Here is a 17,517-nt window from a genome sequence, read left to right as displayed (position 1 = left end):
TCTTACGCCGATCTACGAGGCTCTATGGGTGTTTCCGTGTCAGACTCTTGGACGGAATGGTCGTCATCGATTTTCATGTGGCTGGCCAACCACCAGGAGTAGATTTCGGTTGCCGTCCCAGCGCACAACCTGACCACCAGTACCGCCGGTAACCCGAAAGTTGTCCAGATGACCCCGGCCAGAATCGGCGCCCCGAACTCCCCGGCGTCCTCCGCGGTGCTCATTATCGCCAGTGTCCGGGTGCGCCGCACCGGATCGAGAGCAGCCACCTTGGCCATGACCGCTCCCCAGGCCGGCCGGAAAGCAGCCTTGCCTGCGTCATCCGCCACCTTTCCGATGACAAGGCCCGCATAGCTCGGGAAGAGCAGCCAGACCAAGGAGGAGAACACATTGCCGATGGCCCTGACCCCCAGCACCAGCTTCAGGCTCACCCGGTCCGCCAGCCATCCCCACAACGGCCCACTGAAGGACATGGCGGTGGAGAAGACGTACAGCGATGATGCGGCTGCTTCCGACAATCCCATGTACGACACGGAGAGCAGTGGAAGCAGATTCGCCATGAGATAGGCCGTACCGTTCATAGCCGCACCCAGGAGCGCATAGGGCCGGATGAGCCGGCGCAGTTCCACAGGAACCGGCGTTTTCTTCTCCGGTTTCCGGCTCAGACCTGTTACCTGGGGTCCTCGCAGCCCAATGAGCACAAGCAGCATGGGAAGCCCGGACAAAATGGCCGAGACCGCAAAAACGAACGCGTGGTCACCCGCGAGGGCGGTCAGCAGAATCCCCGCGGAGAACCCGCCAGCAGATCCGGCCACCGTCTTGACGGTCTGGTACCAGGAGAATCGTTGAGCCACCGCTTTCTTGCCTCCCAGGGCCGCCAGAATCGTCGAGGAGGATGGATCCCGCAGGGAGATCGCAACCCCGTGCAAACCTCGGACGAGAAACAGGTGAAGAGGCGTCTGGGCGAACACCAGGGAAAACACCACCACGGTCCGCAACCCCACCGCCACGATGTAGGCGGTTCGCACTCCGATGCGGTCGATGACGGCACCCATCATGGGTTTCAACAGGATCGCGACGGCGGTGTTCGTCGCCAGCAGAACCCCGATGTTCTCAATCGACATGCCGAGGCGATGCGCATACAACGGCAGGGAGAAACTGATCATCCCGAAAGCCAGGCGCGACAGGAAACCTTCCGCTACCACCACACCCAGGGGGCCTCCGCTGCCGTTCCGGTTCCGCACCGCGTGCCGGGGCGCCCGGATGCATCGACGGGTGTTCCAGGTGGTCAGGGTCACGGTCATTCCGACGATCAGAAGGACCCCCAGGACCAGCCACGGCCTGTTGCCAGGGCTCGCCCATTCCCAGTTTCCATCCACCAAGATCGCAGCCGCCGACGTTGCCACGGTGACGGCGACGACCACCGACCAACCGATCCAGCGCGCCCGGCAACGCCGCCTGCGGAGCTCGGGATGCATGATCCGACGGGTCATGAGCCACGGGCCACACGGTCGATGGTGGCTGCAATCACGGGAGCCGGATCGGGGCATCCCTTGTACCCGGGGAAGTAGTTGACGTCCACCACCCTGGGGCCGTCCGGGGACTCGATCACATCGCATCCGAACAGTTCCAGGCCGAATCCGGAACGGATTCGTGCGGCGATGTCCTTGATCTCCTCATCGACGTGAACGGAGCGCCCGAAGCGGGTGAACGACTGGGGATCGAAGGGTTTGCGCACCGCCCAGACGTTCTCCCCGGCGACGTACACCTTGAGGTCCTCTCCGGGACCAGGCACGTAGCGTTGGGCGATCAGCGGCCCGGGAGGCGCCTGCATCGAGGTCAACTGCGCGGCTTCCTCGATCAGATGCAGTCCCGCCCCACGGTGTCCTCTGTGGGGTTTGATGATGAGGGGCCCTTCCGCCAGCAGTCCAATCGCCTGTTGGGGACTGCCGATGAGCCATGTTTCGGGGGTGGGCACACGCAGCTCCCGCATGAGTCTTCCCGCGGTCACCTTGTCCTGGGCGGTCAGGCAGGCTCCGTATTCATTGCACACCGCGATCCCCTGCCCGTGAAGAGCACCGGCATAGCTGAGTGCCAACTCCGTATGGCTCTTGAGCACGTACAGATCGGCCTCCGGGGCCAGGACATCCGTACGCAGCAGGCGGTCCTCGGGAATCCATCCGGTCACCTCATGTCCCATCCTTCCCAGGAGCCGTTGGGCTTCCAGCACGACGGGACTGGGAACATCGGGGACTCGGCGGGTCAGCAGGAAGCAGATTCTCATATCGAAAGGCTCATTTCTGGGAGACGAAGGAATGGTGCGCTGATCGACTCCCCCCGGGTGAACTCGCCCCATGCGTGAGCCACCATCCGGGTGACGACGTGGCGATGTCCGACACCCGTCACCTGGGACACCTTGGCGATCATCCGTTCCCGGGAGACGAGAAGACTCGGGTCGCTGACGAGAGCCGCGGCCGCGGCTCTCGTCAAATGGATCGGCGGCACCTGTCCCTTGGCGGCCAGCCGGGCAGCCCCGACCAGGCGCTCCCCCCGGCCAAGCTTGCGGAGGGCATCCCGTCCCACCCGGTCGACCGTGTCCCCCAGGGCCGCGTTGCGGAACCGCCACAGGATGGCTTCAAGATCCTCCGGGGTACCGGATACTTCCTCCCCGTAGCGTGCTGCAAGTCCCCGCCTGCCCTCCTCCATCGCCCCCAGGACGGCCTCGGCTATCTCCGGATCCATGGCCGCGGCGTGCAGGTACCGATATCCCTTAAGTCCTCCCAGATAGGCCGCCGTGGCGTGCCCTGCGGAGAACCGGTAGAGCTTGCGGCGATAGTAGGCCCGGAAATCATCGACCGGGATGAAGTCCTGAACCAACGGAGCGGGATCCACCAGAGCCGCACCATCAACCACGACTTCCCGGGGCAGGTCCCCCACGACCCGTACACGACCATCCGCGGCGAAAACACGATGGGCCACGGCCCGGGCGATGACGGCCCCAGTGAACCCGTGCCGATCCACACCCGATCCCAACCGCCTTCTCAGGCCCTTCCGGATGATCCGAGCGGCGTTCTCGTGGTTCTCGAAGGCGATCACGTTCACGGGACGAATCGCACGTTTCAGCCCCTCCGCGATGAGGTCCAGCACGGCGGGCAGCATCCGTGCCCCGACCGCGGTGCCCACCACATCAGCGGTGGACACGGCCTGCACAGCTGCGCGACGATCCGCCAGGTCGACGGTACGCACCGGCACCAGGAAACGTTCCATCGTCCATCCGTCGGTCAACTCAACCTCTACGACTCGGGCATGTTGCAGGGCCGCGGCGACATGTCCTCGGCCCAACACCGTCACCTCGTAGCCTGACTGGTGGAGCTGTTCAGCGGCCAGCCCCAAGGCGATGCGCCCTGCCCCGATGATGGTGGCCCTCACCGGCGGACTTCCTCAGCGATTTCCATGCCGCGGGCATAGATGTAGTCGGCCAATCTCAACGCTGCGTCCGGAACTCCACCGAGCCGGGGAAAGGGACAGACCTCCACCACCTGCAGTCGTCCCTCGGCACCCACCAGATCCAGGCCGAAGAGTTCACTCCTGAACATGCTCGCCACTCGATCTGCGATCTCACACATCTCGTCGGTCGCAGGCACGGGTTCTTCCCGCGTCTCACTCGAGAAGGCCATCCAACAGGGCCGTTTCACCGCAAACGTCTGGTGTCCGATCCGATACACCCGGTGGGCGTATTGATCGTTGGGATGGACTTCTTGAGCGAGTGTTGCTCCTTCGGGCAGCGGCAGGTCGATCACCTCGTCGACGTTCCAGAGAACCTTCGCTCCCACGGAGCAGCTCATCTCTGCCGATCTGAGGACGACGGGGCCATCACGGAGGGGCTCGATCAGATCCTCTGCGCTCCCGGCCACCCAGGTTCTGGGGGTGGGGACCCCCGCGGATGCCAGCAGCATCACGGTTCGGATCCGGTCCCGGCAGAGCCTCACCATCTCAGGGACGTTCAGGCACCGGGCCCCCAATGCCGCCAGGCCCGTGGTCAAGGAGACAACCGCACGGGATGGGGACGCGAGAAGGTAGAGGTCGTGCTCCACCGTTACATCTCCCAACTCGACGCATCCAATGGCGTGCCAGGCATCGACGCGAACTCCCCACCGCACCAGCAGGTCCAAGCACTCCCGGGTGAGGGAATCCTGCTCAGGCACACGCTGGGATGTCAGCAGGGCGATCCTCACGCAACCGCCCTCATCAACACACGCCTGGCCAGCACCTCGGAGGCGTTGGGGACGGATGAATAGTTGGGGAAATCATTGACTTCGAGAACCTCCAGCCGCCCATCCACCTCAAGGCAGTCGACACCGAAGAATCGCAGCCCGAAAACCTTCGAAACGCGATTGACGATCTCCCGCAGTGAGTCATTCACGGTCACGCCCCCCAAGGACCGTGCCGTGCACGGGCTGATCGGGGAAGGCCGCCGAACAGCAGCAATAAAATCTTCAATTACATAAAGCTTCAAATCCGCCCCGGAACCGGGCCGGTATTCCTGAGCGATCAACTCAGGATCGCACCATCGTAATCGCAGCAGATCCGCAGGCTCCTCAAGCACGACGATCCCCTCGGCATTGTCCCCGAACACCGGCTTCACGATGATGGGGTACTCCAGATCAACGCCCGCAAGATCCTCCGGTGAACAGATCACGGTTCGCGGCCGGGCCAAGCCCGTGTCCCTGAGGAGCCTGGTCATGATGCGCTTGTCACGCACCTGTTCAACCGCTGCCGCCGTATCGACCACAGGTATTCCCGAAGCGGCAACATCCGCGAGAACGGCCAGGGTTCCGGGACGCCGGCCACGGGCCACGGCGACATCCACCCGCACGAGAACGTCCCGCCACTCATCGGTCGTGCACTGGGTCTCATCCAGTTCTTCGACATGGGCACCGCGATCCCGCAAAGCGGCAATCATGCCGCTCGGCTGGGCCTGGGACCGATATCGCCGGTCCACCAACGTGAGGACTCGTGTGGTCATGGGCGCAGCCTAAGAGACCGACAGAGGAAGCACCACGGATTCGCCCCGGAAATAGGAGGGCTGGCCAAAAAGAGGTCACGATCGGGAAACCGCCATCCCATGTGCCGCGAACAACCCAACTCGCGGCCCCTTAACTTTCGTCAGTTATCGTCCGATCGTGACAGTCAAGCACGTCTTCACGCACGCGTGGCCCGGCCATAAAAGTCGAACCAACAATGTCACCTCCGGACGAGGTGTCAGGCATCGGAGCAATCCCGCTCTCCCTTGAACGAGGCCGATCTGCCAGCCACTCATGTCCGCTCCGCCGCGGAGGCGCGAATGCGAAGTTCCCGCAGGAAGAAGCAGGGCGCGCACACCAGGACCTCACGACACCCGGACCGCGATGACACGCGAATGCCGCCCCATCCGATTCACGGGGGCGGCATTCACTTTCCTCGGCGAGATCTCTCAAGCCTTGCGGTGCGCGGCGGAGGCCACCAGCTGCTCGACGAGCACCTGGAGCTGTTCGGCCTTACGCTCATGGGCGGTCACCACTCCGTCGACGATGTCAGTGAACAGCGACAGGGCGACATTGGTCCGCACCACGTGCATGTTGAAGTTGGCGAGGATGGTGCGCCAGTGCTCGACGGAGCGGATACCACCGTCGGAGCCGTAGCTGACGAAGGCCGCGGACTTGTTCATCCACTCGGGGGCGAGCCAGTCGACGGCGTTCTTCAGCACACCCGGGACCCCGAAGTTGTACTCGGGGGACACGAAGATAAAGGCATCGCACTCGTCAATGGCGCGGCTCCACGCCCGAACGGCCTCGGAATCGTACTGGCGGTTGGCCAGCAGCGGAGGGACGGGCGCGTCGTACAGGGGCAGGTTGAAACTGGCCAGGTCGAGCAGAACGAACTCGACATCGTTCTGCTTCGGAACGTTGTCCAGCACCCAGCGGGCGACCGGAGCGGCGTTGCGCCCCTGGCGGATCGAGCCTTCGATGACACCAATCTTCACAGTGACTCCTTTCATCTTCAGGCATCCTACGCGACCCAAACCCGCTCCCCGGCAATTACACGACCTGTTCCCGACCCACAGATGTTAGATTTGTATAACTTGACGAGCGGTATGTCGCTCAATATGATATGAATACCTAACATCCAGGAGGCGACTTGCTCATCACGCACATCAGGCGTCATCGCCTCCTGGCCGACATGAACCAAGCGGACCTGGCCAGGCTCGTTGGCGTGCGCAGGGAGACCATCGGGCATCTGGAGAGGGGCACCTACACGCCATCACTCAAGCTGGCCTGGGACATCGCGAAGGTCTTCGGCACCAGCATCGAGGAACTGTTCGAATTCAGGGAGGAAGTCGATTGACATGGACGAGAGAGCGCAACAGATCGGAACCCGAGCTGCAACCATAACCCTGGCCATCGCCTACGTGTTCTGGCTGGGGGTTGCGTTCAGCAAGTTCATCGGAACCAGACGCATCGAGACAGCCGCCGCTGAGATCGTCTTTCTCGCCCTGATCCCGTTCGTTCTGCTGTGGTTCGCCCGCCAGGATGAACGCCTGTTACTCCCCAGGCTTCGCGAATACGCCGACCTCGAGGAACTCCTGAGGCCCCGCCACGTCCTGCGACGGACACGCCGCTACGCGCTTGGAGCGCTGGGATTCTCAACTTTCCTGACCGTCGCCGACTACCTGGCAGAGCGCCTGACAGGCGACATCATGACCCTGCTCCCCCTGACCACCTGGCAGGCATGGGCCCTCCAAATCGGCTGCGTATTCCCGGTCTTCCTCATCATCGACACCCTGTGGAACGAGCTCGCCATCCGCCGTTACATCCGCAAGATCAAGGAGCTGGAAGACCATGAACAAACGCGATGAAGCCATCCTCAACTTGGCAGACCCCGATGATGAGATCTTTCAGCTACGCGCCTCGGCACGCACCAAATGGTGGCTCGAGGCCCTGGACTTCCTCAATCTGGGCATTCACGACATGATCCTGAACAGAAAAGCGGCTTCCAGCCGCTGGTACCTGGTCGGCTCCGGGAAGCGCTGGAAACTCTGCGCGCTGAACCGGAAGGACGAACCCACCTGGACGGATGCCACCCGGGCCCTGTCCGATACGACGGACCTGAAGAAGTTTCAGCTGGACGGGATCGTCTACCGCCTGCAACGCCGCATCCGCTGACACGGAATCACGCCTGGCCATGGCCGTCCACTCTTCGGTGTCGGGGCGATCTGCTAGTTTGAACATCGTTCAAAACGTCGTGGAGGAGAGACCATGGACCTGAATGAGCTTGCCGATGACGTCATCGCTGGCCGCCCCGTCACCCCCGAGGAGGCCCTCGCCGTGCTGCGGCTTCCGGATGCGGAAACCCTCGCACTCGTGGCCGCGGCGGGGCGGGTGCGACGCCACCACTTTGGCACCACGATGAAGGTGAACTACCTGATCAACCTCAAATCGGGTCTGTGCCCGGAGGACTGTTTCTACTGCTCCCAGCGTCTCGGTTCCCAGGCCGACATCCTGAAGTACCGGTGGCTGAGGAACGAGGACGCCGTGGCCGCCGCGAAGGCCGGAATCGCGGGCGGCGCGAAGCGGGTGTGTCTGGTGGCGAGCGGCCGCGGGCCATCCAACCGCGACGTCGACAAGGTGGCCGAGATCATCGGGGAGATCAAGGCCGAGCACCCGGACGTGGAAATCTGCGCCTGCCTCGGACAGCTCAGGGAGGGGCAGCCAGAACGGTTGGCCGCCGCGGGAGCAGACGCCTACAACCACAATCTGAACACCGCGGAATCGCACTACGACAACATCTGCACCACCCACAGCTATCAGGACCGCACCGAGACCGTTCAGCACGCCCGCGAGCACGGTCTGAGCGCCTGCTCGGGCCTGATAGCGGGCATGGGTGAGAGCGATGAGCAGTTGGTGGAGGTGGCCTTCGCGTTGCGAGAGATCGGCGCGGACTCGGTTCCCGTGAACTTCCTGATGCCCTTCGACGGCACCCCCCTGGCGGGTCACGCCGACCTGAGCCCGCAGCGTTGCCTGCGCATCCTGGCGATGATGCGGTTCGTCCATCCGGACAGCGAGGTGCGGGTCGCGGCGGGCCGGGAACAGCACCTCCGCAGCCTTCAGCCCCTGTCCCTGGAGATCTGCAACTCGCTGTTCCTGGGTGACTACCTCACCAGTGAGGGACAAGCAGGGGCCAAGGACCTGGCCATGATCTCCGACTGTGGGTTCACGGTTCTCGGCCAGGAGGAGACCAGCCCCGAGGTCGATGTCCGGCCCGTGATCAGGAACCGGGGGGTCGGGACCCCGGAGCCGGCGAACGCCTAGGGCCACTTTCGAGGCAGGGCCTAGGCACGGCGTTTGAAGAACGAGCGGATGCCCTCCCGGTGAACCGCCGCCACTGCGGTGAGCGGCAAACCGGCCGGGCAGACCTCGACGCACTCGCCGTAGCTGCTGCACGGCCCGAACGACGCATCCAGGGCGTCGACGACGGCCCGGGCGCGGCGGGTACGTTCCACCTTGCCGTGCGGGAGCATGGCCAGGTGCGCCAGTTTCGCCCCGGCGAACAGGTGGGCCGCCCCGTTGGGGCAGGCGGCGACGCACGCCCCGCAACCGATGCAGGCGGCGAAGTCGAGGGCCAGTTCAGCATCCTCGTGGCCGACCAGGAAATCGTCGGCATCCGGCGCGGTCCCGGCCATGATGTCGACGTGCCCGCCGGCACGGATGATGGAGTCCAGGGCCGCCCGGTTCACCACCAGGTCCCGGACCACGGGGAAGGCCGCCGACCGCAGCGGTTCGATCCGCAGCTTCGTGATGCCACCGAAGGCTCGCAGGTGCTGCCGGCACGACGGGGTGTTCGGGACCGGGCCGTGGGGAACGTCGTTCACGGTGACCCCGCACGCCCCGCACACCCCTTCCCGGCAGTCGGATTCGAACGAGATGGGTTCCAGGCCCTGCTCGGCCAGCTGGTCGTTCAACCGGTCAAGCAGCTCCAGGAGGCTCATCTCGGGGGTTGCGTCCGTCACGACATGGGTCTCGAATCGTCCCTCGGACGTCGGCCCGTCCTGTCGCCAGATCTCAAGTTCGACCCTCATCGGTAGTTCCTCACCTGCAGTTTGACGCTCTCGAATCGCAGCGGCTCCTGATAACGGCGGTGCTGGCCGGCCGGGTTGGTTTCCCACGCCGAGACGTTGCACCAGCGTTTGTCGTCGCGTTTGGCCTCCCCGTCCGGGAGGGCGTACTCCTCACGGAAATGCGCCCCGCAGGACTCCTGGCGGTCCAGCGCATCCGTGATCATCAACTCCGCCAGTTCCAGGAAGTCGGCAACCCGCCCGGCCTTCTCCAGTTCTTGGTTGAGCCGGTCGTCGGTGCCGGTCACCCGGACATCACGCCAGAACTCCTCGCGCAACTCCTGCACTTGTTCCAAGGCCCGTGTCAGCCCGGCCTCGCTGCGTGAAACCCCGCATCCCGTGTAGAGGATCTCACCGAGACGACGATGGAATGTGGCAGGCCGGGTGTGTCCGGGGTTGTTGACCAGGTGGTCGATACGCCCGCGCACATCTCCCAGCGCCTCCGTGGCTTCGGGGGCGTCCACGTCGAGAAGGGGTTGCCCCGCCAGCCCAGCCAGGTAGTTGGGGATGGCCAGGGGAAGCGTGAACCAACCGTCGACGCAGGCGCTGAGCAGGGAATTGGCCCCGAGCCGGTTCGCGCCGTGGTAGTTGTTCCCGGCCTCCCCGCCGACGAACAGCCCAGGGACGCTGGTCATCTGGTTGAAGTCACACCACAACCCGCCCATGGTGAAATGGGCTCCCGGTGCGATGCGCATCGGTTCCTCGTAGGGATCCTCGCCCGTCGCGTCCCGGTACATTTCGAAGAGGTTCCCGTAACGCTCCGCGATCACAGTCCTGCCCAGCCGGGAGATGGCATCACGGAAGTCCAGGTAGACGGAGTTCTTGAGCGGCCCCACTCCCCTGCCGGCCTCGATCTCCGTGCGGGCGGCCCGGGATGCGATGTCGCGCGGGGTCAGGTTCCCAAACGCCGGGTAGCGCCGTTCCAGGTAGTAGTCGCGCTCGGTCTCCGGGATGTCCCCGGGAGCACGTTCGTCACCCGGGGTCACCGGAACCCAGATGCGCCCGTCGTTGCGCAGCGACTCGCTCATCAGGGTGGTCTTGGACTGCCAGTGTGAGGACACCGGCAGCGCGGTGGGGTGGAACTGGATGAAACTCGGGCTGGCGAAGAAGGCCCCGCGGCGGTGGGCCCGCCAGGTTGCGGTGGCGTTCGAGTTCATCGCCAGGGTGGAGTGGAAGAAGACACTGCCGTAGCCGCCGGTGGCCAGCACCACCGCGTGTCCCGTGGTGACACTGACCCGTCCGGTCACCAGGTCGCGTACCACCACTCCCTGGGCGCGGCCGTCCGCGACGATCAGGTCCAGCATCTCATGGCGGGTGTGCAGCTTCACCGTGCCGCGTTCCACCTGGCGCAACAGGGCCTGTGCGCCGGCGATTTGGAGTTGCTGGCCGGTCTGGCCTCGCGTGTAGTAGGTGCGGGAAACCTGCACACCACCGAAGGAGCGGGTGGCGAGCTGCCCGCCGTATTCACGGGCGAACGGGGCGCCGATGGCGTTCATGTGGTCGATCACCCGCACCGATTCCTCGGCCAGACGCCACACGTCGGCCTCCCTGCCCCGGAAGTCGCCGCCCTTGACGGTGTCCGTGACGAACCGGGTCAGCGAGTCACCGTCCACCTTCCGGGCACGGGCGGCGTTGATGCCGCCCTGGGCGGCGACGCTGTGCGCACGGCGGGGTGCGTCGTGAAAGGTGAAGCTCTCCACCTTGTAGCCCAACTCCCCCAGCGCCGCGGCCACGCCGGACCCGGCCAGCCCGGTTCCGATCACGATCACGGTGTACTTCTTGCGGTTGGCCGGGCTCACCAGTTTGTACTCGGCCTTGCGGCGTTCCCATGCGGTGCGGGGGTCACCTTCGGGGAGGTGGGGATCGAGCATCCCGGTGGCCAGCATCTCCACGGGGCGTGGCCGGTTGGTCGTCGTGGTCATGCGATCACCCCCAGCAGCACCAGAAGGGGAATCATGGCGTTGCCCAGCACCACGGCCAGGGCCAGCAGGCCTCCGATGGCCACCCAGACCTGCCTGAACCGGCGGCCCGTGACCCCGAGGTCCTGCAGCAGGGTGCGCCAGCCGTGCTCGATGTGGAAGCCAATCACCAGCATCACCACCATGTAGAAGATGGCCATCCAGGGACGGGAGAAGCTGGCGACGAGGTTCGCGTAGGCGTGCATCTCGGGATCGGGGTGCCGGAAGAACGCAGACGCCAGAGGACCGCCCACCGTCAGGTCGCTGATGTGAACCAGCACGAAGACCAGGATCAGGATCCCACCGGGCAGCATGAAGGCCGCCGCGCGGGTGCGATTTCGGTGCAGGCCGCGCCGATGAGCACCGCGGCCGCGCCGCCCCCTCAACCATAGGGTCAGCGCCGCTGAGACGTGCAGCAGCAACGAACCCGCCAAGGCGATTCGCAACGCCCACAACACGCTCTGCTTGGGAAGCAGCGGGTAGCCGACCTCACGCAGCCACGCCGCGTAGTGGTTGAAGGCGTCAGCCCCCGCGTAAACCTTCAGGTTGCCGAACAGATGCACAGCCACGAAGGCAACGAAGAGCACCCCTGTGACCGCCATCACATGCTTGAGCACGAAATTCGAGGGCCCGCGTCGCCGCGTTCCCGTCGGGACATCCACCGCCATTGTGGTCATGGCTTAGTTTAACTGACCGCTTCTCGCCGCTTGCACCCGCATGGACTTTTCATGAAGCCGAGGAACGGGTATTGTTTGTCCTCGCGCAAGCACCACTAGCTCAACTGGCAGAGCAGCTGACTCTTAATCAGCGGGTTCAGGGTTCGAGTCCCTGGTGGTGTACCGGACCAGGACACCGGTCCCGCGCACCACTAGCTCAACTGGCAGAGCAGCTGACTCTTAATCAGCGGGTTCAGGGTTCGAGTCCCTGGTGGTGTACTGCGCAAGGGCCCCGGGAACCCCGGGGCCCTTTTGAATCATTCGTGGTTCCGGCGCCCCAGCACGTAGATGGTGACGGCGAACAACGCCACCCCTAGGAGCGCGCCCCCGATGATCGCGAGCCGGTCGGTGCGCCAGCCGTCCTCGTCACGCAGCTCTTCCTTGATGGTCTGGAATTCGCCCGCCACGAAACTCTTCGCGTCGTCGATGCCCCGCCTGGCAATGTTCGCGGGTTTCACGGAATCAACGAGGTCCTCCATGGCGCCTGCCAAGCTTTGGCGGTTGCTGGCCAGCTCGGCGCGGATCTCGTCCACGGTGCGGGTGGTGTCGCTGTCCATTGCTTCCCCTTACTTCAACGATCGGATACCAGCTTAGAGGCTTCCGCGCGCCGTACACTGTCGGTCATGACTGCGCGCCTCACCCCGGGTTCCCCGGCCCCCGCCTTCACGTTGCCAAACGCGGAAGGAGTCCCGGTTTCGCTCGCCGACCACCCGTCCCGCGCGGTCATCGTCTACTTCTACCCCGCGGCGATGACGCCGGGTTGCACCACCCAGGCGGTGGACTTCACCGGCGCGCACGCCGCCTTCGCGGCGGCCGGCTACACCATCATCGGCATCTCCCCGGACACGGTTGAGAAGCTCGCGAAGTTCACGGCCGGCTCCAAGATCGGATTTCCTCTCCTGTCCGACCCGGAACACGAGGCGTTGAACGCCTACGGCGCCTTCGGGACCAAGAAACTGTACGGCAAGGAGATCGAAGGAGTCCTGCGTTCCACCTTCGTCATCGACGTGGACGCCGAGGGCAACGGAACCATCCGGGTCGCCCAGTACAACGTGAGGGCGACGGGGCACGTCGCGAAACTGCGCCGTGAACTCGATGTCTGAGTTCCTCACCATCGACTCCGGGATCGGCGACGGGGTGGATGTGGAACTGGAGGTCAAACGATCCCGTTTCCTCACCCGGCTGCGCCGCGTCACCTCGGAGGAAACCGCTCGCGCGGTGATCGAGGAACGGCGCTCCAAGTTCTTCGACGCCCGTCACCACTGTTCCGCTTTCGTGCTGGAACCCGAAGCCCGCACCGCACGCTCCTCGGACGACGGGGAACCAGCGGGAACCGCGGGGGTGCCGATGCTGAACGTGCTGACCTCCAATCACCTGACCGACGTGGTGGCGGTGGTGACCCGCTACTTCGGGGGCGTCAAACTCGGCGCCGGCGGATTGGTACGGGCCTATTCCGAGGCCGTGGCCCAAGCGGTGGCGGCGGCCGGAACCAGACGGGTGGAGCTGTGCTCCCTGCTGGGAATCGACGCGGATTTCGCGAGCATCGGTGCTGTCGAGGACTCGCTGCGTGGTTTGATCCTGCCCTCCGGGGCCGCCGTCGCGGTGGTGGGGGTCGACTGGGGTGACCGCGCCCGGATCACCGTTGCGGTTCCGGTGACGGCCACCGGCGAATTCGACGCTTTCCTGGCGGCCCTCTCGGCCGGAACCTTGACCGCGGTCCCGGCGGGTCAGCGCTGGATCGACCGTCCCGGCGGCTGATCCTTTCCCGGCTCGATGCGTTTCACCACGGCCGGGTGCCCCAGCACCAGCACGAGCACAAACCCTCCACCCGCGATCCACGCGAACGGGGCGTAGCGGGTGATGGGCAGCAGAACGCCCGTCACCACTACTATGGCCAGCAGACCCGTTCGAACGTATTTCAGCACGCCGAGACCTGTCAGAGCCCGCTGGTCAACGCAGTTTCAGGGGACGGGAAACGCCCGCGACGATGAGTGCGAGACCGACCAGCAGAAAAATGATGCCTGCCGAGTCTCCCCCACTCGACGACCCGTAGCCACCGCCGAAGAAGCGCGCGAACTGGCTTCCGGTGAAGACCAACACGAGGCCTATGAGCGCCTGGACGGCCCCCATGGCGATCTCATAAACCCAGACCGCCGGGGTCACCTGCTCCTTGTTCATCCCCGGTCCCCCGAACGGCCGGGGCGGTGCTTGGAAGCCCTGAGGCTGCGGCTGTATGCCCTGGGGGCTCTGATAGGCCTGCGCAGGTTGGCTGCCCTGGGAGCCCGGCTGGGCGGTGTGTTGCTTGTTCTGCGGCTCCGGGGAAGGGGCGGTGGGTTCACTCATCGTCTGGGATCTCCGTTCCGTGTCCTCGCGTCGGCCCTTGCGCGGAATCGTCCCGCGAGATTGGTCACGGCCAACCTTACCCATACCGGCACGTTCCGTTGCCGCGATCCCACACATTTGACGAAGGCCATCCCCGATCCACGAAAGTGTGCACCTGCACTCATGAAAGACTGGCCGAATGGTTGGACAGCGAAAGACTCCTTGGAAGACAGCGGTCGCGGTCCCCACCGCCGTGATCGTTCTGGGTTTCGTCGGGCTCGCGGCGGTGGCGCCGCGCTGGTTGAGCGATCTGCTGAAGGAAGCGAACACATCCGTGGTCAACGGGCTGGGCTGGTACTACAGCCTCATCGTTGCGGGTTTCGTCGGATTCGCCCTGCTGGTGGCCTTCGGACCGTACGGGAACATCACCCTCGGCCCCGACGACGAACCCCCCTCCTACTCGTTGGTGAGCTGGTTCGCCATGCTCTTCGCCGCGGGCATGGGCATCGGGCTGGTTTTCTGGGGCGTTGCAGAACCCCTGAACCACTATGCCTCTCCCCCACCCGGCACCCCGGCGGGCACCTCCGACGCCATGAAGGCACAGGAAGCGATGACGACCTCCTTCCTGCACTGGGGGCTGTCCGCCTGGGCCGTCTACATCGTCGTCGGCCTGGCCATCGCCTACACCGTGCACCGCAAGGGCCGGAAGGTATCACTCAGGTGGGCGCTCGAGCCGCTGTTCGGCAGGCGGGTGCGCGGTTGGTTTGGGGATGTCGTCGACGTGTTCGCCATCGTCGGAACCCTGTTCGGGGTGGCGGCCTCCCTGGGCTTCGGAGCATCCCAGTTCAGTTCAGGACTGGATTATCTGGGAATCCTCAAATCCAACATCTGGGTATTGCTTGCCGTGATCGCCATCATCACCGCACTCGCCACATGCTCGGTGTTGAGCGGCCTGGACCGTGGCATCAAGTGGCTCTCGAACGCGAACCTGGTGCTGGCAGCTGTTCTCGCCCTGGCCGTGCTGCTGCTCGGTCAGCCTCTGTTCGTGCTGCGCGAGTTCGTCCAGACCATCGGCGACTACCTCAGCAATTTCGTGCACCTGAGTTTCCGCACCCTGCCGTTCCAAGGGGAGGCCGGCGAGTCCTGGCTCGGGTCTTGGACCACCTACTACTGGGGGTGGTGGATCAGCTGGTCACCGTTCGTGGGAATCTTCATCGCCCGTATCTCGAAGGGACGCACCGTCCGGGAATTCGTGGCGGGAGTGTTGGCCGTGCCGACGCTGGTGACCTTCCTGTGGTTCTCGATTATGGGTGGGACGGCGCTGTGGCAGCAGCTTCACGGGCCTGGTGGCCTCGTCAGCCCGGACAACAAAGTCGACAACGTCAACGCCCTGTTCCAGGTGCTGGAACACATCCCTGCGAGCAACTTGCTGATCGTCGGATTCCTGATCCTGCTGGTGATCTTCTTCGTCACCAGCGCCGACTCCGCGGCCTTCGTGGTGGACATGGTCGCCACCGGCGGGGAGCAGAATCCTCCTGTCCTGACCCGAGTGATGTGGGCCGTTCTCGGCGGCGGCATCGCCGCGGTGCTGCTGTGGGGTGGGGCGGTCTCCGGTGGGGAGGATCTGACCGCCGGGCTCGGGGCGCTGCAAACCATGACGATCATCGCGGCGGCGCCGTTCAGCGTGGTGATGGTGTTGGCCTGCCTGGCGACGCTGCGCGCGTTCAGCAACGAACACCGACAGCGCCTGCGGCTGGAGAACCGGGTGCTGCGCCGGGAAATGACCGAACACGTGATGGGCAAGGTGACCGAACACGTGAAGGAATCCGTTGCCGAGCACCTGGACGGCCAGGAGATCACGGTGAGTGAAGAGTCCGAATCAGGCGATAAGACACGCAAGCCCTTCCGGATCAAGCTTTCCAGGCGCAGGAATCGCACCTCGGAGTAGTGGGATCTCTCTGGCTCGTTCCTGGGTGCACGGACCGTATGATCAGGGCTGAATGTGGATGGCGCTCCAGCCATCCACATTCCGCCGGGCCAGGACCCGATCGTGGAGTCTGCCGGATTGACCCTGCCAGAACTCGAACTCGTCGACGTCGATCCGGTATCCACCCCATTCCGGCGGGCAGGGAACGTCCTTTCCCTCGAAGCGTTCGGATGCCTGAGCTGCCGCTTCGAGCAGGTCGTCGTGGGAGACGATGGGCGTCGACTGCCGGGATGCCCACGCACCCAGCTGGCTGGCCCTGGGACGCTTTGCGAAGTAGGTTTCGTTCTCCTGGCGGGTGAGTTTCGTGACCGCCCCCACCGCACGCACCTGGCGCATCAACCCCGGCCACCAGAAGGTGGCGGATGCCACCGGGTTGGCGGCCAGCTCCTCGCCCTTCGGGGACGTGTAGTGGGTGAAGAAGACGAGTCCGTTCTGGCTCGTCTCCTTCAGCAGCACCACCCGGGAACGCGGACGACCGTCCGCACCAATAGTTGCCAGCAGCATGGCGTTCGGCTCCACCTCGTCGGCGGCAATCGCGGCATCGAGCCAGTCCGTGAAGAACTTCCATGGTTCGAAGGAGGTCAGGTCCTGAGGTAGCGCATCCCCGGAGTAGTCGCGTCGCACATCGTGAAGGCTCATGCCTCAAGTCTCCCAGAAGCCGGGAGGCAGCTCCGGGACGGGCACCCCATCGGCGCACGGAGGGGCGGCATTAACGATCAACACGGACAGTTGTCTGTCGTCCGGGCCCGCTACTGTTGATGGCATGGCTGGCGGTGAGAACCTGCGCATCGGTGACGCTGAACGCGATGAGGCGATCGTACTGCTGCGCGAGCACATGAGCGCGGGCCGGATCACCGCGGAAGAATTCGACGAACGCATGTCCGCCGCGCTTACCGCGAAGACCCGGGGGGAGCTCACGATCCTGTTCAACGACCTACCCGGGCGCACACCCGGGGATCCGTACGCCGCACACACGCCCGTCCCGATTCAACCCGTCATTGAGCAGCATCCCGCGAAACAGTCGAAGTACAAGCCCCTGGCGATAGTGGTGGTCCTGACGCTGCTCGCGATGAGCCTGCGCCACTGGGGAATACCACTGCTCATGTTGGGTCTTCTGCTCTTCTACGTCTTGAATTTGTCGGGCGAGTCACGCAGTTCACGTCACCAGCTCCAGCAGCAACCACCCCGTGGCCTTCACCCCCCGGAACGCGAGGAACTGGTGGCGCTGCTCCGCCAAAACCAGAGACTTCTCGCCATCAAGCGTTACCGGGAAATGACCGGAGCCAATCTGCTCACCGCGAAGAACGCCATCGACGCCCTGCACGACGAGCTGGGCAGATAGCCCCGGTCTTCCATGATGGTTGGTCGGATGATTACAACCAG

General features: G+C 64.6%; 21 protein-coding genes and 2 tRNA genes. 10 read left to right on the top strand and 13 right to left on the bottom strand.

Annotated features, from left to right (window positions below; all coding sequences use genetic code 11):
- Window positions 1-2: 2 nt before the first annotated feature.
- From EL272_RS04745 to EL272_RS04720, 6 genes are all read right to left on the bottom strand, one after another.
- The gene (locus EL272_RS04745) at window positions 3-1,493 is read right to left on the bottom strand and encodes an MFS transporter (RefSeq protein WP_014846082.1); all 1,491 of its coding nucleotides are present in this window, start codon (window positions 1,491-1,493) and stop codon (window positions 3-5) included.
- Complete coding sequence (locus tag EL272_RS04740; protein WP_061787736.1) at window positions 1,490-2,284, bottom strand: ATP-grasp domain-containing protein; 795 nt, start codon at window positions 2,282-2,284, stop codon at window positions 1,490-1,492. Before EL272_RS04740 ends, EL272_RS04745 begins: the two co-directional genes overlap by 4 nt.
- Window positions 2,281-3,429, bottom strand: a complete 1,149-nt coding sequence (locus EL272_RS04735; protein WP_014846081.1) for a mannitol dehydrogenase family protein — start codon at window positions 3,427-3,429, stop codon at window positions 2,281-2,283. The genes EL272_RS04740 and EL272_RS04735 overlap by 4 nt, the downstream gene beginning before the upstream one ends.
- Window positions 3,426-4,235, bottom strand: a complete 810-nt coding sequence (locus tag EL272_RS04730; protein WP_014846080.1) for an ATP-grasp domain-containing protein — start codon at window positions 4,233-4,235, stop codon at window positions 3,426-3,428. The genes EL272_RS04735 and EL272_RS04730 overlap by 4 nt, the downstream gene beginning before the upstream one ends.
- Entirely contained in the window at window positions 4,232-5,026 is a 795-nt protein-coding gene (locus EL272_RS04725) for an ATP-grasp domain-containing protein (protein ID WP_014846079.1), read from the bottom strand. The genes EL272_RS04730 and EL272_RS04725 overlap by 4 nt, the downstream gene beginning before the upstream one ends.
- Window positions 5,027-5,473: 447 nt before the next feature.
- Window positions 5,474-6,037 (bottom strand): NADPH-dependent FMN reductase, encoded by a 564-nt coding sequence (locus EL272_RS04720; protein ID WP_014846078.1) that lies wholly within the window; start codon window positions 6,035-6,037, stop codon window positions 5,474-5,476.
- Between the two features lie 140 nt (window positions 6,038-6,177).
- Here EL272_RS04720 and EL272_RS04715 point away from each other — a divergent pair, with 140 nt between their 5' ends.
- The 4 genes from EL272_RS04715 to bioB all read left to right on the top strand — a co-directional run bounded on the left by EL272_RS04715 (window position 6,178) and on the right by bioB (window position 8,348).
- Window positions 6,178-6,384, top strand: a complete 207-nt coding sequence (locus EL272_RS04715) for a helix-turn-helix transcriptional regulator (protein ID WP_014846077.1) — start codon at window positions 6,178-6,180, stop codon at window positions 6,382-6,384.
- A gap of 1 nt (window position 6,385) precedes the next feature.
- Window positions 6,386-6,895 carry a hypothetical protein gene (locus EL272_RS04710; RefSeq protein ID WP_061787737.1) on the top strand — a complete coding sequence of 170 codons (510 nt, stop codon included), beginning with the start codon at window positions 6,386-6,388 and terminating at the stop codon, window positions 6,893-6,895.
- The gene (locus EL272_RS04705) at window positions 6,879-7,202 is read left to right on the top strand and encodes a hypothetical protein (protein WP_014846075.1); all 324 of its coding nucleotides are present in this window, start codon (window positions 6,879-6,881) and stop codon (window positions 7,200-7,202) included. The genes EL272_RS04710 and EL272_RS04705 overlap by 17 nt, the downstream gene beginning before the upstream one ends.
- Window positions 7,203-7,295: 93 nt before the next feature.
- Window positions 7,296-8,348, top strand: a complete 1,053-nt coding sequence (gene bioB, locus EL272_RS04700) for a biotin synthase BioB (RefSeq protein ID WP_061787738.1) — start codon at window positions 7,296-7,298, stop codon at window positions 8,346-8,348.
- A 20-nt stretch (window positions 8,349-8,368) separates the two neighbouring features.
- Here the strand turns inward: bioB and EL272_RS04695 are convergent, their stop codons facing one another.
- Genes EL272_RS04695 through EL272_RS04685 form a run of 3 tightly spaced genes read right to left on the bottom strand, consistent with a single transcriptional unit; the run spans window position 8,369 to window position 11,711 of the window.
- Window positions 8,369-9,115, bottom strand: a complete 747-nt coding sequence (locus tag EL272_RS04695) for a succinate dehydrogenase/fumarate reductase iron-sulfur subunit (RefSeq protein ID WP_014846073.1) — start codon at window positions 9,113-9,115, stop codon at window positions 8,369-8,371.
- A complete protein-coding gene (locus tag EL272_RS04690) occupies window positions 9,112-11,073 on the bottom strand; it encodes a fumarate reductase/succinate dehydrogenase flavoprotein subunit (protein ID WP_014846072.1) in 1,962 nt (653 codons plus the stop codon). The genes EL272_RS04695 and EL272_RS04690 overlap by 4 nt, the downstream gene beginning before the upstream one ends.
- Window positions 11,070-11,711: a succinate dehydrogenase cytochrome b subunit gene (locus EL272_RS04685; RefSeq protein ID WP_041697259.1), complete on the bottom strand. Its 642-nt coding sequence runs from the start codon at window positions 11,709-11,711 to the stop codon at window positions 11,070-11,072. The genes EL272_RS04690 and EL272_RS04685 overlap by 4 nt, the downstream gene beginning before the upstream one ends.
- Before the next feature lie 164 nt (window positions 11,712-11,875).
- Here EL272_RS04685 and EL272_RS04680 point away from each other — a divergent pair.
- Both EL272_RS04680 and EL272_RS04675 read left to right on the top strand, forming a co-directional pair.
- Window positions 11,876-11,948, top strand: a tRNA-Lys gene (locus EL272_RS04680).
- A 23-nt stretch (window positions 11,949-11,971) separates the two neighbouring features.
- Window positions 11,972-12,044, top strand: a tRNA-Lys gene (locus tag EL272_RS04675).
- A gap of 38 nt (window positions 12,045-12,082) precedes the next feature.
- On the opposite strand, the gene EL272_RS04670 is transcribed toward EL272_RS04675, so the two are convergent.
- The gene (locus tag EL272_RS04670) at window positions 12,083-12,382 is read right to left on the bottom strand and encodes a DUF3618 domain-containing protein (protein WP_014846070.1); all 300 of its coding nucleotides are present in this window, start codon (window positions 12,380-12,382) and stop codon (window positions 12,083-12,085) included.
- A gap of 66 nt (window positions 12,383-12,448) precedes the next feature.
- Between EL272_RS04670 and EL272_RS04665 the strand changes: the two genes are divergently transcribed.
- Window positions 12,449-12,928 (top strand): peroxiredoxin, encoded by a 480-nt coding sequence (locus EL272_RS04665; protein WP_061787739.1) that lies wholly within the window; start codon window positions 12,449-12,451, stop codon window positions 12,926-12,928.
- On the top strand, window positions 12,921-13,583 hold the full coding sequence (locus tag EL272_RS04660; protein WP_061787740.1) for an IMPACT family protein: 663 nt from the start codon (window positions 12,921-12,923) through the stop codon (window positions 13,581-13,583). The genes EL272_RS04665 and EL272_RS04660 overlap by 8 nt, the downstream gene beginning before the upstream one ends.
- Here EL272_RS04660 and EL272_RS04655 read toward each other — a convergent pair.
- Both EL272_RS04655 and EL272_RS04650 read right to left on the bottom strand, forming a co-directional pair.
- Window positions 13,553-13,750 (bottom strand): hypothetical protein, encoded by a 198-nt coding sequence (locus EL272_RS04655; RefSeq protein ID WP_014846067.1) that lies wholly within the window; start codon window positions 13,748-13,750, stop codon window positions 13,553-13,555. The genes EL272_RS04660 and EL272_RS04655 overlap by 31 nt on opposite strands.
- Before the next feature lie 25 nt (window positions 13,751-13,775).
- Complete coding sequence (locus EL272_RS04650; RefSeq protein ID WP_126409355.1) at window positions 13,776-14,168, bottom strand: hypothetical protein; 393 nt, start codon at window positions 14,166-14,168, stop codon at window positions 13,776-13,778.
- 178 nt (window positions 14,169-14,346) lie between these two features.
- On the opposite strand from EL272_RS04650, the gene EL272_RS04645 reads away from it, so the two are divergent.
- Window positions 14,347-16,095 carry a BCCT family transporter gene (locus EL272_RS04645; protein ID WP_014846065.1) on the top strand — a complete coding sequence of 583 codons (1,749 nt, stop codon included), beginning with the start codon at window positions 14,347-14,349 and terminating at the stop codon, window positions 16,093-16,095.
- 42 nt (window positions 16,096-16,137) lie between these two features.
- On the opposite strand, the gene pdxH is transcribed toward EL272_RS04645, so the two are convergent.
- Entirely contained in the window at window positions 16,138-16,773 is a 636-nt protein-coding gene (gene pdxH, locus EL272_RS04640; protein ID WP_061787742.1) for a pyridoxamine 5'-phosphate oxidase, read from the bottom strand.
- Window positions 16,774-16,897: 124 nt separating this feature from the next.
- Here pdxH and EL272_RS04635 point away from each other — a divergent pair, with 124 nt between their 5' ends.
- A complete protein-coding gene (locus EL272_RS04635; protein WP_061787743.1) occupies window positions 16,898-17,476 on the top strand; it encodes a DUF1707 domain-containing protein in 579 nt (192 codons plus the stop codon).
- Window positions 17,477-17,517: the final 41 nt, after the last annotated feature.

Source organism: Arachnia propionica, from assembly GCF_900637725.1.
Classification (GTDB): Bacteria; Actinomycetota; Actinomycetes; order Propionibacteriales; family Propionibacteriaceae; genus Arachnia; species Arachnia propionica.
This window is presented reverse-complemented; position numbering and strand designations above follow the sequence as displayed.

Bases quoted from the DNA above. Each gene is read 5' to 3' on its own strand.
- pdxH (WP_061787742.1), bottom strand. From the start codon at position 16,773: ATGAGCCTTCACGATGTGCGACGCGACTACTCCGGGGATGCGCTACCT.
- EL272_RS04725 (WP_014846079.1), bottom strand. From the start codon at position 5,026: ATGACCACACGAGTCCTCACGTTGGTGGACCGGCGATATCGGTCCCAG.
- EL272_RS04705 (WP_014846075.1), top strand. From the start codon at position 6,879: ATGAACAAACGCGATGAAGCCATCCTCAACTTGGCAGACCCCGATGAT.
- EL272_RS04660 (WP_061787740.1), top strand. From the start codon at position 12,921: ATGTCTGAGTTCCTCACCATCGACTCCGGGATCGGCGACGGGGTGGAT.
- EL272_RS04650 (WP_126409355.1), bottom strand. From the start codon at position 14,168: ATGAGTGAACCCACCGCCCCTTCCCCGGAGCCGCAGAACAAGCAACAC.
- EL272_RS04695 (WP_014846073.1), bottom strand. From the start codon at position 9,115: ATGAGGGTCGAACTTGAGATCTGGCGACAGGACGGGCCGACGTCCGAG.
- EL272_RS04685 (WP_041697259.1), bottom strand. From the start codon at position 11,711: ATGGCGGTCACAGGGGTGCTCTTCGTTGCCTTCGTGGCTGTGCATCTG.
- EL272_RS04720 (WP_014846078.1), bottom strand. From the start codon at position 6,037: ATGAAAGGAGTCACTGTGAAGATTGGTGTCATCGAAGGCTCGATCCGC.
- EL272_RS04665 (WP_061787739.1), top strand. From the start codon at position 12,449: ATGACTGCGCGCCTCACCCCGGGTTCCCCGGCCCCCGCCTTCACGTTG.
- EL272_RS04635 (WP_061787743.1), top strand. From the start codon at position 16,898: ATGGCTGGCGGTGAGAACCTGCGCATCGGTGACGCTGAACGCGATGAG.
- EL272_RS04670 (WP_014846070.1), bottom strand. From the start codon at position 12,382: ATGGACAGCGACACCACCCGCACCGTGGACGAGATCCGCGCCGAGCTG.
- EL272_RS04745 (WP_014846082.1), bottom strand. From the start codon at position 1,493: ATGACCCGTCGGATCATGCATCCCGAGCTCCGCAGGCGGCGTTGCCGG.
- bioB (WP_061787738.1), top strand. From the start codon at position 7,296: ATGGACCTGAATGAGCTTGCCGATGACGTCATCGCTGGCCGCCCCGTC.
- EL272_RS04710 (WP_061787737.1), top strand. From the start codon at position 6,386: ATGGACGAGAGAGCGCAACAGATCGGAACCCGAGCTGCAACCATAACC.
- EL272_RS04690 (WP_014846072.1), bottom strand. From the start codon at position 11,073: ATGACCACGACGACCAACCGGCCACGCCCCGTGGAGATGCTGGCCACC.
- EL272_RS04645 (WP_014846065.1), top strand. From the start codon at position 14,347: ATGGTTGGACAGCGAAAGACTCCTTGGAAGACAGCGGTCGCGGTCCCC.
- EL272_RS04740 (WP_061787736.1), bottom strand. From the start codon at position 2,284: ATGAGAATCTGCTTCCTGCTGACCCGCCGAGTCCCCGATGTTCCCAGT.